This window comes from Pseudomonas sp. WS 5021 (assembly GCF_012985535.1).
Lineage (GTDB): Bacteria > Pseudomonadota > Gammaproteobacteria > Pseudomonadales > Pseudomonadaceae > Aquipseudomonas.
This window is the reverse complement of the sequence record NZ_JAAQWP010000001.1, coordinates 72,568-86,749: the sequence shown is the minus strand read 5'-3', so window position 1 is coordinate 86,749 and position 14,182 is coordinate 72,568. Positions and strand designations below refer to the sequence as shown.

General features: G+C 60.7%; 16 protein-coding genes. 3 read left to right on the top strand and 13 right to left on the bottom strand.

All coding sequences use genetic code 11. The features are described 5' to 3' along the window. The first annotated feature begins 32 nt into the window (after nt 1-32). Nucleotides 33-266 (top strand): PP0621 family protein, encoded by a 234-nt coding sequence (locus HBO19_RS00415; protein WP_169951040.1) that lies wholly within the window; start codon nt 33-35, stop codon nt 264-266. A 27-nt stretch (nt 267-293) separates the two neighbouring features. On the opposite strand, the gene thiO is transcribed toward HBO19_RS00415, so the two are convergent. The 5 genes from thiO to pilV are packed head-to-tail and all read right to left on the bottom strand — an operon-like array spanning nt 294 to nt 3,577. Further along, nucleotides 294-1,391 carry a glycine oxidase ThiO gene (thiO, locus tag HBO19_RS00410; protein ID WP_170056707.1) on the bottom strand — a complete coding sequence of 366 codons (1,098 nt, stop codon included), beginning with the start codon at nt 1,389-1,391 and terminating at the stop codon, nt 294-296. Nucleotides 1,392-1,450: 59 nt separating this feature from the next. Beyond that, on the bottom strand, nt 1,451-1,849 hold the full coding sequence (locus HBO19_RS00405) for a type IV pilin protein (RefSeq protein WP_170056706.1): 399 nt from the start codon (nt 1,847-1,849) through the stop codon (nt 1,451-1,453). Between the two features lie 12 nt (nt 1,850-1,861). Further along, entirely contained in the window at nt 1,862-2,353 is a 492-nt protein-coding gene (locus tag HBO19_RS00400; RefSeq protein WP_170056705.1) for a PilX N-terminal domain-containing pilus assembly protein, read from the bottom strand. Between the two features lie 34 nt (nt 2,354-2,387). Then, complete coding sequence (locus HBO19_RS00395) at nt 2,388-3,095, bottom strand: pilus assembly protein PilW (protein ID WP_169951049.1); 708 nt, start codon at nt 3,093-3,095, stop codon at nt 2,388-2,390. Next, nucleotides 3,092-3,577 (bottom strand): type IV pilus modification protein PilV, encoded by a 486-nt coding sequence (gene pilV, locus HBO19_RS00390; protein WP_170057083.1) that lies wholly within the window; start codon nt 3,575-3,577, stop codon nt 3,092-3,094. Before pilV ends, HBO19_RS00395 begins: the two co-directional genes overlap by 4 nt. Before the next feature lie 192 nt (nt 3,578-3,769). On the opposite strand from pilV, the gene HBO19_RS00385 reads away from it, so the two are divergent. Next, complete coding sequence (locus HBO19_RS00385) at nt 3,770-4,348, top strand: GspH/FimT family pseudopilin (RefSeq protein WP_169951051.1); 579 nt, start codon at nt 3,770-3,772, stop codon at nt 4,346-4,348. Here the strand turns inward: HBO19_RS00385 and ispH are convergent. From ispH to murJ, 6 genes are all read right to left on the bottom strand, one after another. Then, on the bottom strand, nt 4,302-5,249 hold the full coding sequence (ispH, locus tag HBO19_RS00380; RefSeq protein ID WP_032861885.1) for a 4-hydroxy-3-methylbut-2-enyl diphosphate reductase: 948 nt from the start codon (nt 5,247-5,249) through the stop codon (nt 4,302-4,304). The genes HBO19_RS00385 and ispH overlap by 47 nt on opposite strands. 121 nt (nt 5,250-5,370) lie before the next feature. Continuing rightward, on the bottom strand, nt 5,371-5,808 hold the full coding sequence (gene fkpB / locus HBO19_RS00375; protein WP_169951398.1) for an FKBP-type peptidyl-prolyl cis-trans isomerase: 438 nt from the start codon (nt 5,806-5,808) through the stop codon (nt 5,371-5,373). Between the two features lie 7 nt (nt 5,809-5,815). Beyond that, on the bottom strand, nt 5,816-6,325 hold the full coding sequence (lspA, locus tag HBO19_RS00370; protein ID WP_057958393.1) for a signal peptidase II: 510 nt from the start codon (nt 6,323-6,325) through the stop codon (nt 5,816-5,818). Next, nucleotides 6,318-9,149: an isoleucine--tRNA ligase gene (gene ileS, locus HBO19_RS00365; protein ID WP_170056704.1), complete on the bottom strand. Its 2,832-nt coding sequence runs from the start codon at nt 9,147-9,149 to the stop codon at nt 6,318-6,320. The genes lspA and ileS overlap by 8 nt, the downstream gene beginning before the upstream one ends. Before the next feature lie 13 nt (nt 9,150-9,162). Then, complete coding sequence (gene ribF / locus HBO19_RS00360) at nt 9,163-10,101, bottom strand: bifunctional riboflavin kinase/FAD synthetase (RefSeq protein ID WP_057441100.1); 939 nt, start codon at nt 10,099-10,101, stop codon at nt 9,163-9,165. 118 nt (nt 10,102-10,219) lie between these two features. Further along, nucleotides 10,220-11,758 carry a murein biosynthesis integral membrane protein MurJ gene (gene murJ / locus HBO19_RS00355; protein WP_170056703.1) on the bottom strand — a complete coding sequence of 513 codons (1,539 nt, stop codon included), beginning with the start codon at nt 11,756-11,758 and terminating at the stop codon, nt 10,220-10,222. Nucleotides 11,759-12,011: 253 nt separating this feature from the next. On the opposite strand from murJ, the gene rpsT reads away from it, so the two are divergent. Then, nucleotides 12,012-12,290 carry a 30S ribosomal protein S20 gene (rpsT, locus tag HBO19_RS00350; protein ID WP_029292043.1) on the top strand — a complete coding sequence of 93 codons (279 nt, stop codon included), beginning with the start codon at nt 12,012-12,014 and terminating at the stop codon, nt 12,288-12,290. Nucleotides 12,291-12,479: 189 nt separating this feature from the next. Here the strand turns inward: rpsT and HBO19_RS00345 are convergent, their stop codons facing one another. Together HBO19_RS00345 and proB are read right to left on the bottom strand one after the other, a co-directional pair. Continuing rightward, complete coding sequence (locus HBO19_RS00345; protein WP_169951059.1) at nt 12,480-12,944, bottom strand: CreA family protein; 465 nt, start codon at nt 12,942-12,944, stop codon at nt 12,480-12,482. A 12-nt stretch (nt 12,945-12,956) separates the two neighbouring features. After that, the gene (gene proB / locus HBO19_RS00340) at nt 12,957-14,075 is read right to left on the bottom strand and encodes a glutamate 5-kinase (RefSeq protein WP_169951401.1); all 1,119 of its coding nucleotides are present in this window, start codon (nt 14,073-14,075) and stop codon (nt 12,957-12,959) included. Nucleotides 14,076-14,182: the final 107 nt, after the last annotated feature.

The window sequence follows — 14,182 nt, the reverse complement described above, 5'->3', positions numbered from 1 at the left end:
CTGCCGGATTCCCTGTCGAGAAGCTGCCTGCCATGGTTCGTTTACTGTTCTGGATTGCCCTGATTGCTGCTGCGGTATGGTTCTGGCGCAAATTCAAGCGCCCCGCTTCGACCCAGCAACAGCCCGGCGAACAAAGTGCCGCGCCCATGGTTCGCTGTGCGCACTGCGGCGTGCATCTGCCTCAAGACCGGGCATTGAGCCAACGCCAGGACTGGTACTGCACCCAGGCGCATCTGGAGCAGGGACCGAAATCTATCGAGCGCTGAGTACTCTGGAACGGTAGGAGCCCCGGTTTATATTCGACCAGTGGGCGCATAAGGGGCCGGGTCGATCACCGGCTCATGCCCCAGCAGCAAGTCAGCAAACAACTGGCAAGACGCAGGCGCCAGTACCAGGCCATTGCGGTAATGCCCGCAGTTGAGCCACAGCCCTTCAAACCCTGGCACCTTGCCAATATAGGGGATGCCCTCGGGCGAACCAGGCCGCAAACCAGCCCAATGCCCCACCACTTGGGCATCTGCCAGTGCCGGAATCAACTCCACCGCCGAGGCCTTCAAGCTTTCCAGGGCCGGTTCGGTCGGTGTCTTGTCGAAGCCCTCATGCTCCAGCGTACTGCCAATCAGGATGTGCCCATCACGGCGCGGGATCGCATAGCGGCCTTTTGCCAAGACCATGCTGGACAGAAAGTCCGAGGCGCATTTGTACAGAATCATCTGGCCCTTGACCGGCTCCACCGGCAACGTCAGCCCCAGGCTACCCAGCAATTCACCACTCCAGGCACCGGCGGCAAGCACGACCTGATCACCCCGCACCTCACCGTGCGCCGTATTGACCCCAACGATGCTGCCGCCCTCCTGGATAAACCCCTGTACCGCGCAATGTTCATGCAGGGTCACGCCAGGCAACGCCAACAGTGCAGCCTTGAGGGATTTGACCAGGCGTGGATTACGCACGTTGGCCACATCTGCCATATAAATAGCCTGTGCAAACCCCGGTCCCAACACTGGAACCGCGTCACGGGCGGCCGACACATCCACCTTGCTCAACGGCCGGCCTTCCCGCTCAGCCCAGGCCAGGGCAGCGGCCTCGTCGTCGAGGTCCAGCCAATAAAGGCCGGTGGTATGAACCTCGGGATCCACACCGGTGGCCGCAAACAGGCGCTGGGCCAATTGCGGGTAGAAGTCCTGGGACCAATGGGCCAGCGCCGTGACGGCCGGGCTGTAGCGCCATGGGTATAACGGCGAAACAATCCCGCCTCCGGCCCAGGAAGACTCCTGGCCGACCGACGAACGGTCAAGCACGACAACCACCACCCCCTGAGTTGCCAGGTTGAACGCCGTCAACAACCCGATAACACCACCACCCACAACCACGACTTGCTGCTTAGTCATTGTTCGATCCAGCCCATAAAAAGAAAGGAGCGCCGCTGGCGCCCCGTCGCCCACCCGCCTCATCGCCCCCAGCACTCTTGACGCGTAGTGCCGGGCACAGCGCCGGGATTGGTCCGCGCACCAGTGCTGGTCAAACTGAACACACCACAAGGATCACCCAGCATCGCGCCTGCAAAAGGCGTCGCGATCAAGGTGAAGTCCTGCGGGTTCAGTATCACGGTGATTCTATAGCGATCATTGCCGGTACTGACGCCGCTTGCATCAATAAAAGTGCCATTTCTCACGTGATAGCGCTCCAGGTGCTGGGCTTGCTCCGTGAGCAGCCCGACGATTTCGGTGCGATAGGCCTTTTTCACCTGGGCGGTATACACCGGATAAGTCACCGCGACCAATGTGCCGATGATCGCCAGTGCAATCAGTAACTCTAACAAGGTGAATCCTTTGCAGTTGCCGCTCATCGTGATGCTCACCTACTGAAGTTGTCGCCAGAGAATTCGTCGAAATCGCCCAGCGGCCTCCGGGTCTACCCGCGCATAGACGCTCTCCAGAACCGTGCGTAACTGGCCGCTGATCCCCACTGCAGTGACCCGATACAAGGTCGCCGGGGTATCGGGTGGCAAATGTGCCAACCCGACAGCGGGCCCCAGGTTTTGAATGCCATAGACGCCTCCCTGTATGCCGACCCAGGTGATAGCCGAAATTGGATCGACGCCCGGCTGGCTGATGGCATATGCCTCGTTAGGCGGTGCGCAGGTAACTTGGGACTGGCAGGGCGGCAAACCAAATCCGTGTGCCTGCACTGCCGACTCACCGAGCCGGAGCCCACTTTCGGCGGTTTGAAACGATTGGTTGCGATGCCTGAGGCTGCCGGCGAGCTGTTCCTGCGACGTAGCGCCCTGCATCGATGACAGACCGAGAACCGTCAACAACAGCAGCAATACCAGGCTGATCAACAGCACCACGCCGCGCTGCCTGGGAGCCGTGATCCGCCACCCGCTATTCAAGGCGATTACGCACGGCGGCGACGGCGCTGTAGACCTGGTCCCGCACACGGCCTGCCGGGTCGCGAAGCGTCAATAGCACACGCACACTGCGGATCAGCGATTCGTCGCCAGGATGGCTGTCATACCGGTTTACAACACTGGAGCCAGGCTGGCTGGCCATCCCGAAACTCAACTCGAACGCCCCTACGTTATCCACCAGCACCGCCTTGGCCGGCGTTGCTGGCGTGCTGAGTTTTAGCTGCCCCGACTCAAAGGTGTAGGTCAGTTTGCGCACGGGAAAGGCGATCTGCCCGGGCCCCGGCTTGGGCGGCACATCCGAATAAGCCTGGGCGTTGTCGACACAATTGCTGAGCACAGTCCAGTCAGGCCGACTGCCTTGGCCACCAACATCGCCGGTGACCAGTGTCAGGCTGGTCGAGGCACCATTGACCACCACGCTGACCGGCCTGGAAAAATCAGCAGGCGCCTGAGCTATCAGAGGCAGGGACAGACACCCGAACATCCCCGCCAGGCGAATCTCCTGGATCATCTTGCCCAGGATGAATCGCCCGTCATCCTGCAACAACGCTGACGCGTGCTGGCTGGCGGCACTGCTTCGGGCGGCCAGGGTTACCTGGACGGCCGCCAGGACCACGAGCAACCCCAGGGTCGCCGCCAGCAATGCTTCGACCAGGCCCAAACCCAGGCTGGAGCGCCTCATCGCACAGGCCTCGGATCGACAGCGACGCGACTGGTCAGGGTAAATATTTCACGGGTATTGCTGGCCTTGGCCGCACGGGAGTCATCCCAACTGATGCTGATGGTCACCTCACGCTGATTGATCGCAATCGAACCTTTGGCGGAATCGCCGGCAAGGTGGCTGATATTGGCCTCGAAGTCATGCAAGTCCTGGTCGCGGACACTCGCGGCCAAGGTGCTGGCAGGCGAGATATCGTCGCTTCCCCAGGAATAGTCGGCACCAGCGTTGGCGCGGATCCGGTCGAGCATGTCGTAGGCGATGAAACTCGCCTGGCTGATCATCCTGGAACTGTCGGTGTACTTGAGCGCATTCAGCTGGATCAGCCCGGCCCCCAGCAGGCCAACACCGAGAATCAGCAGCGAGACGAGCACTTCGATCAGGCTCATGCCGGCCTGTCGGGCGGTAGCAGGGGAGGCACAAGAGGTTGCCGGGCAGGTTCGCATAGCCATCGTCATCCTTGTCGAAGGTCATCAAAACGACCGAGAGAGCCGTGTGTTGCCCAAGACTAGCGCCGCTCCCGTAACCGCGCTGCCTCTCGGAATAAAGGGAAATACTTTGGACAGAAAGGCCATCACCGCCCTGCCCACAGTGCCGCTATAACTAGTTCAGCCACACGGTCCATGGAGGGACGAGGTATGAAACAACGAGGTTTTACATTGATCGAACTGCTGCTCGGCTTGATCGTCAGCGGCATCCTGGCGCAATTGGCGGTACCCGGCTTCAAGAGCCTGCTGGACTCACAAACGCGACTGAGCGCCGCACAAACGCTAGCGTCCGGCCTGCGCTACGCGCGCACCCAAGCCATTGCACGTAATCGAACGGTGATCATCCATGCGCTGGATGATGACTGGAGCCGAGGCTGGAGAGTGGTGGTGGACATGAATGGGCGCGGTCATCTGGACGACGACAATCCGGTCCTGCTGGAGCGCCAGGACAATGGGCGGATCCCGATCGTGGGCAATACCCCGGTGCGCACGCAGATTCGTTTCAGCGGGTTGGGCGAACCCCTGCTGTCTGCGGGCGGGTTTCGCGCCGGCACCGTACATGTGTGTTCAACGGACCAGCCGCTGAGCCTGCATCAAGTGGTGCTGGCGCCCACCGGCCGGATCAGCCTGCGCAGCGACAAGGCCGAGCAGGCCTTGTGCCGCGGGTACGACGAGTTGGGGCTCAGAGCAGCGAACGAACCCGCAGCTCCTTGGGCATGGAAAAAGTGATGTTTTCTTCACGTCCTGCCAGCTCGTCGGCGCCTGTCGCACCCCACGCCTGCAACTGCTGGATCACGCCGCGCACCAGGACTTCCGGCGCCGAGGCGCCCGCCGTGATACCGATGCGCTCGACACCGTCGAACCAACTGCGCTGCAGGTCTTCGGCGCCATCGATCAGGTACGCCGGGGTGGCCATGCGCTCGGCCAACTCGCGCAGGCGGTTGGAGTTGGAACTGTTGGGGCTCCCCACAACCAGCACCACGTCGCACTCGTCGGCCAGTTGCTTGACGGCATCCTGGCGGTTTTGCGTGGCGTAGCAGATATCGTCCTTGCGTGGCCCACCAATGGCGGGGAAACGGGTACGCAGGGCGTCGATGACACGACTGGTGTCATCCATAGACAAGGTAGTCTGGGTCACGAATGCCAACTTCTCAGGGTTATGCACTTGCAACTCGGCGACGTCTTTTTCGTCTTCCACCAGGTAGATCGCGCCGCCGTTACTGGCGTCGTACTGGCCCATGGTGCCTTCGACTTCGGGGTGGCCGGCATGGCCGATCAGGATGCACTCACGGCCGTCGCGGCTGTAGCGCGCCACTTCGATATGCACCTTGGTTACCAGCGGGCAGGTTGCGTCGAAGACTTTCAGGCCGCGGCCTGCTGCTTCGGTGCGCACGGCCTGGGAAACGCCATGGGCGCTGAAGATGACGATAACGTCATCCGGCACCTGATCCAGTTCTTCGACAAAAATCGCGCCACGGGCCCGCAGGTCTTCGACCACGAACTTGTTGTGCACCACTTCATGGCGCACGTAGATCGGCGGCCCGAATACTTCCAGGGCGCGATTGACGATTTCGATCGCCCGGTCCACCCCGGCGCAGAAGCCACGGGGGTTGGCGAGTTTGATTTGCATGCTGTGCCTCGTGTCTTTGTGGGAGCTGGCTTGCTGGCGATGGCAACGCCTCGGAGTAACGGGTAGACCGAGGTGATGCTATCGCCGGCAAGCCGGCTCCTACAGGAACCGGTTTCGTCAGTTAGAGCGCTTTAACGTCGATGATTTCAACATCAAAGGTCAAGGTCTTGCCGGCCAACGGGTGGTTGAAGTCGATGGTCACCTGAGTGTCATCGAAGGTTTTGACCACGCCGGGCAGTTCGGTATTCGCCGCATCGTTGAAGATCACCAGCAAGCCTTCCGACAGCTCCATGTCCTGGAACTGCGAACGCGGGATGACCTGTACGTTTTGCGGGTTGGGCTGGCCAAAGGCGTTTTCCGGCGGGATCTGCAGGTTGCGCTTGTCGCCGGCCTTGAAGCCGAACAATGCCGCCTCGAAACCCGGCAGCAGGTTGCCGTCGCCGACCTTGAAGGTCGCCGGGGCCTTGTCGAAGGTGCTGTCGACCGTGTCGCCGTTCTCCAGGCGCAATGCAAAATGCAAGGTGACTTCCGTGTTCTGGCCAATGCGTTGTTCGGCCAATACTTGTTCAGTCATTTACAGCTTCTCCGGGTTTGTTGCCCTTGAACATATCCAGCGCCAGCATGATTGCGCCAACGCAGATGGCGCTGTCGGCAAAGTTGAACGCCGGGAAGTAATGGCGGTTCTGCCAATGCACCAGAATGAAGTCGATCACATGGCCCAGGGCAATGCGGTCGTACAGATTGCCCAGCGCACCGCCCAACACCAGCGCCAATGCGATAGCCAGCCAGGTGTCATTGCGGCCCAGACGCTTGAGCCAGACCACCAGCACCGCACTGACCACCACGGCGATCAGGGCGAACAACCAGCGCTGCCAGCCACCACCGTCAGCGAGGAAGCTGAAGGCGGCGCCTGTGTTGTAGGCCAGGGTCCAGCTGAAGTAGTCAGGAATCACCACGATCTGCTGGAACATTTCCAGAGTGCCCTCGAAGTGAGCCTTGCTGACCTGGTCGATGACCAGGACCAGCAAGCTCAGTACGAGCCAACCCAGACGTCCGAACCGGCTGGATTTAGGCATAGTGGCGAACCTCGCCAGCACCGCTGATGTTGTCGACGCAACGACCGCAGATTTCCGGATGCTCCGGATTCACGCCAACGTCTTCACGGCAGTGCCAGCAACGGGCGCACTTGGCGAAGGCCGACTTGACCACCTTGAGCTTGAGGCCCGGTACTTCGGTTGCGACCGCATCAGCCGGGGCCTGGGCGAATGGCGCCAGGCTGGCTGTGGAGGTAATCAGCACGAAGCGCAGCTCGTTGCTCAACTTGCCCAGGTCGGCGGTCAGGCCTTCCTCGGCAAACAGGGTGACTTCGGCCTGCAGGTTGCCACCGACGGCCTTGGCCGCACGCTGGACTTCCAGTTCCTTGTTCACCGCGACCTTGACGGCCATCACGCCTTCCCAGTACTCGCGGCCCAGTTCGAAGTCGGCCGGCAATTCGGTCAGGCCTTCGTACCAGGTGTTGAGCATCACGGACTCGTTACGCTCGCCCGGCAGGTATTCCCACAGTTCGTCGGCGGTGAAGGCCAGGATCGGCGCGATCCAGCGCACCAGCGCTTCAGAGATGTGGTACAGCGCGGTCTGTGCCGAACGGCGGGCCTTGCTGTTGGCGCCAGTGGTGTACTGGCGGTCCTTGATGATGTCGAGGTAGAAGCCACCCAGCTCCTGCACGCAGAAGTTGTGGATCTTCGAGTAAACATTCCAGAACCGGTATTCGCCGTAGTGTTCCTGCAACTCGCGCTGCAGCAACAGGGTACGGTCCACGGCCCAACGGTCCAGGGCGAGCATTTCGTCGGCCGGCAGGATGTCGGTAGCCGGGTTGAAGCCGGTCAGGTTCGACAGCATGAAGCGTGCGGTATTACGGATTCGACGGTAGGCATCGGCGCTGCGCTGCAGGATCTGCTCCGAAACGGCCATCTCACCCGAATAGTCGGTCGAAGCCACCCACAGGCGCATGATATCGGCGCCCAGGGTGTCGTTGACCTTCTGCGGCGCGATCACGTTGCCCAGGGACTTGGACATCTTGCGACCGTTCTCGTCGACGGTGAAGCCGTGGGTCAGCAGTTCACGGTACGGAGCGTGATCGTCGATGGCGCAACCAGTCAGCAGGGACGAGTGGAACCAGCCACGGTGTTGGTCCGAGCCTTCCAGGTACAGGTCGGCGCGCGGGCCGGTCTCGTGACCCATCAGGTGCGAGCCGCGCAGCACGTGCCAGTGGGTAGTGCCCGAGTCGAACCACACGTCGAGGGTGTCGCTGATCTTGTCGTACAGCGGCGCTTCGTCACCGAGCAACTCGGCAGCGTCCAACTTGAACCAGGCCTCGATGCCTTCCTGTTCAACGCGCTGGGCCACCACTTCCATCAGTTCGACGGTACGTGGGTGCAGCTCGCCGCTTTCCTTGTTCAGGAAGAACGGAATCGGCACGCCCCAGTTGCGCTGGCGGGAGATGCACCAGTCCGGACGATTGGCGATCATCGAGTGCAGGCGCGCCTGGCCCCAGGCCGGGACGAACTTGGTGTCTTCGATGGCTTTGATCGCACGCTTGCGCAGGGTTTCGCCAGCCACAGGCTCTTTGTCCATGCCGATGAACCACTGCGCGGTGGCGCGGTAGATCAACGGGGTCTTGTGGCGCCAGCAGTGCATGTAGCTGTGCTTGATGGTTTCGGTGTGCAGCAGCGCCCCGACTTCTGACAGTTTGTCGATGATCGGCTGGTTGGCCTTGAAGATGAACTGGCCGCCGAAGAACTCCAGCGACGGCGCGTACACGCCATTGCTCTGCACCGGGTTGAGGATCTCATCGTTGACCATGCCATAGGCCTTGCAGGTCACGAAGTCGTCCACGCCGTAGGCCGGTGCGGAGTGAACCACGCCAGTACCCGAGCCCAGCTCGACGTAGTCAGCCAGGTATACCGGCGACAGGCGGTCGTAGAACGGGTGACGGAAATTGATCAGTTCCAGCGCGGAGCCGGTGGTGGTAGCGATCACCGCACCTTGCAGCTCGTAGCGGGCCAGGCAGGCCTCGACCATTTCCTCGGCCAGTACCAGCAGGCGATCACCAACGTCCACCAGGGCGTACGTGAATTCCGGATGCACGTTCAGCGCCTGGTTGGCCGGGATGGTCCACGGGGTGGTGGTCCAGATCACGATGGAGACAGGCTTGGCCAGGCTTGCCAGGCCAAAGGCCTCGGCCAGCTTGGTATCGTCGGCGATCGGGAACGCGACGTCGATGGTCGAGGACTTCTTGTCTTCGTATTCGACTTCCGCTTCGGCCAGGGCCGAGCCACAGTCAAAGCACCAGTTCACGGGCTTGAGGCCCTTGAACACGAAGCCGCCCTTGACGATCTCGGCCAAGGCACGGATTTCCCCGGCCTCGTTCTTGAAGTTCATGGTCTTGTACGGGTTGTCCCAGTCGCCCAGCACACCCAGGCGGATGAATTCGGACTTCTGCCCTTCGATCTGCTCGGTGGCGTAGGCACGGCACAGTTCGCGGGTCTTGTCGGCGCCCAGGTTCTTGCCGTAGGTCACTTCGACCTTGTGTTCGATCGGCAGGCCGTGGCAGTCCCAACCCGGGACATAAGGTGCGTCGAAGCCCGCCAGGGTTTTCGAGCGGATGATCATGTCCTTGAGAATCTTGTTCAGCGCATGACCGATGTGAATCGTGCCGTTGGCATAAGGAGGGCCGTCGTGCAGGACGAACTTAGGACGATCCTTGCCAATCTCGCGCAACTTTCCGTACAGGCCAATACTGTCCCAGCGCTGCAGGATCTGCGGTTCGCGCTGTGGCAGGCCGGCCTTCATTGGGAAGGCGGTGTCCGGAAGGTTTAGCGTGGCTTTATAGTCGGTCATTTAAGGCTCTTCATTAGCGATGGGCGCTAGGTGCGGCTAGTGCACGGGCGGCGGCGACATCCGCATTGATCGCCGTTTTCAGCGCCTCCAGGGAGGCGAATCGCTGCTCTTCACGCAGCTTTTGGTGGAAAACCACCGTCAAACGCCGGTCATATAAATCCCCGGCAAAATCCAAAAGGTGAACTTCCAGGTGGGCCTTGCCATCACCTGCAACCGTTGGCCTGACGCCTATATTGGCGACTCCGGGCCACGGTTGGCCGTCGATATCGACACTCACCAGGTACACCCCGGTCAGTGGCACGCGACGGCGCTTGAGCTGCACGTTGGCGGTTGGCGTGCCCAGTTGGCGCGCCAGCTTCTGGCCGTGCAAGACCCGCCCGGCAATCCGGAACGGGCGACCGAGCAAACGCTCGGCCAAGGCGAAGTCGGCAGCGGCCAGGGCATTTCGCACCTGGGTACTGCTCACGCGCAGGCCGTCCAGTTCGACGGTTTGCGCGGCTTCGACAGTAAAACCCTGGGTCACGCCGGCCTGTTGCAGGAAGTCGAAATCCCCTACCCGGTCGCAACCGAAGCGGAAGTCGTCGCCGACCTCCAGGTGCTGCACGCCCAGGCCATCGACGAGGATGCGGTCGACGAACTCGGTGGCGCTGAGGCTGCGCAAACGCTGGTTGAACGCCAGGCACAGCACCCGGTCCACACCCTCTTCAGCCAACAGCTGCAGTTTGTCCCGCAGGCGAGCCAAACGGGCCGGGGCCGTCTCGGGAGTGAAGAATTCACGGGGCTGCGGCTCGAAAATCACCACGCAGCTGGGCACGCCCAACTCGACTGCGCGCTCGCGCAGCCGCGCCAGGATAGCCTGGTGGCCACGGTGAACACCGTCAAAGTTGCCAATAGTGGCGACGCACCCCCGATGCTCGGGGCGCAGGTTGTGGAGACCTCGAACCAGCTGCATAACGCGCTTCTTGCTCATAAAGTGGTCGATTATAACCACACCCAGCCCTGGGCGACAGGCAACAGCGCAGGCCAAATGATTCGAATCGAAAAAACAGCCGGCTTATTGTTGATTGTGATCAATTCAGCGCCTTGCGATTGAAATCCCGCAGGCGAAAGCCCAGCACCAGCAACATTCCAAAGTAGGCGACCACCCCGGCCACGACCAGCAGGCCCAGGCGCAGGAATCGCTCGAGCATCTGCCCTTCGTCCCACGCGGGCATCCAGTGCATCAAGCCCAGCAATACCGCCGACATCACCGCCACCGCCACCAGCAATTTAAGGGCGAACACGCCCCAACCCGGCTGTGGCTGGTACATTTTCTGTTTACGCAGTTGATAAAACAGCAGGCCGGCATTGATGCACGCCCCGGCGCTGATCGCCAAGGCCAGGCCCGCGTGCGCCAGAGGCCCGATGAAGATCAGGTTGAACAGCTGGGTAACCACCAGGGTGAAAATTGCGATCTTCACCGGGGTCCGGATGTTTTGCTGGGCATAAAAGCCCGGCGCCAGGACCTTGATCACGATAATCCCCAGCAACCCTACCGAATAGGCGACCAGCGCGCGCTGGGTCATCAAGGCGTCGAAAGCGCTGAACTGGCCGTACTGGAACAGCGAAACCGTCAGCGGCTTGGCCAGGATCCCCAGGGCCAGGGAGCACGGCAGCACCAACACAAAGCACAGGCGCAGGCCCCAATCGAGAATACGCGAGTATTCGTGGCGGTCCTTGCTGGCATAGGTGCGGGCCAGGGTCGGCAGCAAGATGGTGCCCAGCGCCACGCCGAGCACGCCGGAGGGTAATTCCATCAGACGGTCGGCGTAATACATCCACGACACCGAACCTGAGACCAGCAACGAAGCGAACGCAGTGTTGATGATCAACGAAATCTGGCTCACCGACACCCCGAGAATCGCCGGCAGCATGTTTTTCATGACCCGCCACACGCCCGTGTCCTTGAGGTTCAGGCGCGGCAACACGAGCATGCCGATCTTTTTCAGGTGCGGCAGTTGATACAACAGTTGCGCCAGGCCACCGGCCAGCACTGCCCAGCCAAGTGCCATGACGGGTGGATCGAAGTACGGCGTGAGGAACAGGGCAAAGATGATCATGCTGACGTTAAGCAGGGTCGGCACAAACGCCGGTACCGAGAAGCGGTTCCAGGTATTGAGGATCGCGCCCGCCAGGGACGACAGGGAAATCAGCAATATATAAGGAAAGGTCACCCGCAACAGGTCACTGGTCAGGGCGAATTTTTCTGGAGTGTTGGCAAACCCGGGCGCCGTGGCCCAGATAATCCAGGGTGCGGCGAGCATGCCGGCGATGGTCACCAACATCAGTACAAGGGTCAGAAGCCCCGAGACATAGGCAATGAATGTGCGGGTGGCTTCCTCTCCCTGCTGGGTCTTGTACTCGGCCAGGATCGGCACGAATGCCTGGGAAAACGCACCCTCGGCGAAGATCCGCCGCAACAGGTTGGGCAGTTTGAACGCGATAAAGAAGGCGTCCGTGGCCATGCTCGCGCCAAAAATACGCGCGATGAGGGTGTCACGCACAAACCCCAGAACCCGGGAAATCATCGTGATAGAGCTGACGGCGGCCAACGATTTGAGCAGATTCATTGAAAGAGTTTTTGCCTATAGATAAAGAGCAGGCGAACAAAGCGCCTACTTATGCGATACTGCGCGCCTGCAACAGCACAGAGCCAAAGCTCGCGAGTTTACAGGTCAAGCGCCGGAAATAAATCACCCGCCTCTTCAGATCGACCACTCAGCAGTTCGCATCAGCCGCCCTTGACAAGACGTCAACTCATCGGCATGATTCGCGGCCTATTTTGTTTGCTATTTCCTAAAAAGTCTTTCGAGGAGCTCGACGGTGGCCAACACACCTTCCGCCAAAAAACGTGCAAAACAGGCTGAGAAGCGTCGCAGCCACAACGCCAGCCTGCGTTCCATGGTTCGTACCTACATCAAGAATGTAGTTAAGGCCATTGACGCAAAAGACGCTGAAAAAGCTCAAGCTGCTTACGTTCTGGCCGTGCCAGTTATCGACCGTATGGCCGATAAAGGCATCATCCACAAGAACAAAGCTGCTCGCCATAAAGGTCGTCTGAATGGCCACATCAAGGCTCTGAACCTTGCTGTTGCAGCCTAAGCGATAAGCTTGTTAAAAAACCGACCCCAGGGTCGGTTTTTTATTGCCCACGATTTATGCCACACCCCAAAACAAATGTAGGAGCTGGCTTGCCTGCGACGGGTATTAACATTCAACATTGATGTCGACTGTTGAACCGTTATCGCAGGCAAGCCAGCTCCCACATAATGCAGAGCAGAGTTGCCAGGTTTATTGCGCGCTAGGCCACGGCAAGATCGGAATCGCCGTCACCGCATTCTGCGGACTGCCTTCGATCAAGCGATCGCTGTAGACCAGGTACACCAGGGTATTGCGCTTCTTGTCGAGGAACCGCACCACTTGCATGGTCTTGAACACCAGCGAAGTGCGCTCCTTGAACACCTCGTCACCATCTTTCAGCTCACCCTTGAAGCGAATCGGCCCCACCTGGCGACAAGCAATCGACGCCTCGGCACGATCCTCAGCCAAGCCCAGGCCACCCTTCACTCCGCCCGTCTTGGCGCGGGACAGGTAGCAAGTCACGCCATCCACCTTGGGATCATCAAAAGCCTCGACCACGATCCGATCGTTGGGTCCGACAAACTTGAACACCGTCGATACCTGGCCAATCTCTTCAGCCGAAGCAAGCAGCGGCATCGCCACCAGCAGACCGAGCAACCCCTTCATCACGCGCATCGCAGTTTTCCTTTAGACCAGAATCAGGTTGTCGCGGTGAACCAGCTCCGGCTCAGCCATGTAACCCAACAGACCGACAATCGACTCAGACGACTGCCCAATGATTTTCTGCGCCTCAAGGGCGCTGTAGTTGGCCAGGCCGCGGGCGATTTCACGACCGTCGGGCGCCACGCACACCACCATTTCACCACGACGAAAGCTGCCCTGGACCAGCTTGACGCCTACCGGCAGCAAGCTCTTATTGCCTTGGGACAACGCAGAAACAGCCCCCGCATCCAGCACCAAGGTACCGCGCGTCTGCAAGTGACCAGCCAGCCACTGCTTACGCGCCGCCAGCATGCCGCGCTCCGGCGACAGCAGCGTGCCGATGCGTTCACCGGCCTTGAGGCGATCCAGCACGCGCTCCAGGCGCCCACCCACGATGATCGTATGGGCACCGGAGCGAGCCGCCAGGCGCGCCGCGCGCAGCTTGGTCTGCATGCCGCCTCGACCCAGCGCACCACCGACACTGCCCGCCACCGCGTCAAGCGCCGGATCATCGGCCCGCGCTTCGTAAATCAGCTGGGCGTGCGGATTGTTGCGCGGATCGGCGTCGAACATGCCATCGCGATCCGTGAGGATCACCAGCAGGTCGGCCTCCACCAGATTGGCCACCAGCGCAGCCAGGGTGTCATTGTCACCAAAGCGGATTTCGTCGGTCACCACGGTGTCGTTCTCGTTGATCACCGGGATCACCTTGAGCTCGACCAGGGCACGCAAGGTGCTGCGGGCATTGAGGTAGCGCTTACGGTCGGACAGATCGTCATGGGTCAGCAGAATCTGCGCGGTATGGCGGCCGTGCTCGGCAAAGCTGGATTCCCAGGCCTGCACCAGCCCCATCTGGCCAATCGCAGCAGCGGCCTGCAACTCATGCATCGCGCTGGGTCGCGCGGTCCAGCCGAGGCGGCTCATCCCGGCGGCAACCGCCCCGGACGACACCAGCACCAACTCGACACCTGCCTCATGCAAGGCCACCATCTGTTCAACCCAGACGCTCATGGCTGCGCGATCCAGCCCCTTGCCATCCGCCGTCAGCAGCGCACTCCCGATCTTTACGACCCAGCGTTGCGCACCCGTCACTTTGCTCCGCATCATCTTCAACCTTAGATTGAGGGCCACGCGACCCAGCGCCGCCCATAACGTTATTCGTGACTACCGATTTCCAGATACTAAAACGCCGCTCGATTGAGCGGCGCTTA

Coding starts and splice junctions, on each gene's coding strand:
- HBO19_RS00385 (WP_169951051.1), top strand. CDS start 3,770: ATGAAACAACGAGGTTTTACATTGATCGAACTGCTGCTCGGCTTGATC.
- ribF (WP_057441100.1), bottom strand. CDS start 10,101: ATGCAGCTGGTTCGAGGTCTCCACAACCTGCGCCCCGAGCATCGGGGG.
- ileS (WP_170056704.1), bottom strand. CDS start 9,149: ATGACCGACTATAAAGCCACGCTAAACCTTCCGGACACCGCCTTCCCA.
- pilV (WP_170057083.1), bottom strand. CDS start 3,577: ATGCGAACCTGCCCGGCAACCTCTTGTGCCTCCCCTGCTACCGCCCGA.
- HBO19_RS00415 (WP_169951040.1), top strand. CDS start 33: ATGGTTCGTTTACTGTTCTGGATTGCCCTGATTGCTGCTGCGGTATGG.
- HBO19_RS00395 (WP_169951049.1), bottom strand. CDS start 3,095: ATGAGGCGCTCCAGCCTGGGTTTGGGCCTGGTCGAAGCATTGCTGGCG.
- lspA (WP_057958393.1), bottom strand. CDS start 6,325: ATGCCTAAATCCAGCCGGTTCGGACGTCTGGGTTGGCTCGTACTGAGC.
- HBO19_RS00345 (WP_169951059.1), bottom strand. CDS start 12,944: ATGCGCGTGATGAAGGGGTTGCTCGGTCTGCTGGTGGCGATGCCGCTG.
- thiO (WP_170056707.1), bottom strand. CDS start 1,391: ATGACTAAGCAGCAAGTCGTGGTTGTGGGTGGTGGTGTTATCGGGTTG.
- ispH (WP_032861885.1), bottom strand. CDS start 5,249: ATGCAAATCAAACTCGCCAACCCCCGTGGCTTCTGCGCCGGGGTGGAC.
- proB (WP_169951401.1), bottom strand. CDS start 14,075: ATGCGGAGCAAAGTGACGGGTGCGCAACGCTGGGTCGTAAAGATCGGG.
- murJ (WP_170056703.1), bottom strand. CDS start 11,758: ATGAATCTGCTCAAATCGTTGGCCGCCGTCAGCTCTATCACGATGATT.
- HBO19_RS00405 (WP_170056706.1), bottom strand. CDS start 1,849: ATGAGCGGCAACTGCAAAGGATTCACCTTGTTAGAGTTACTGATTGCA.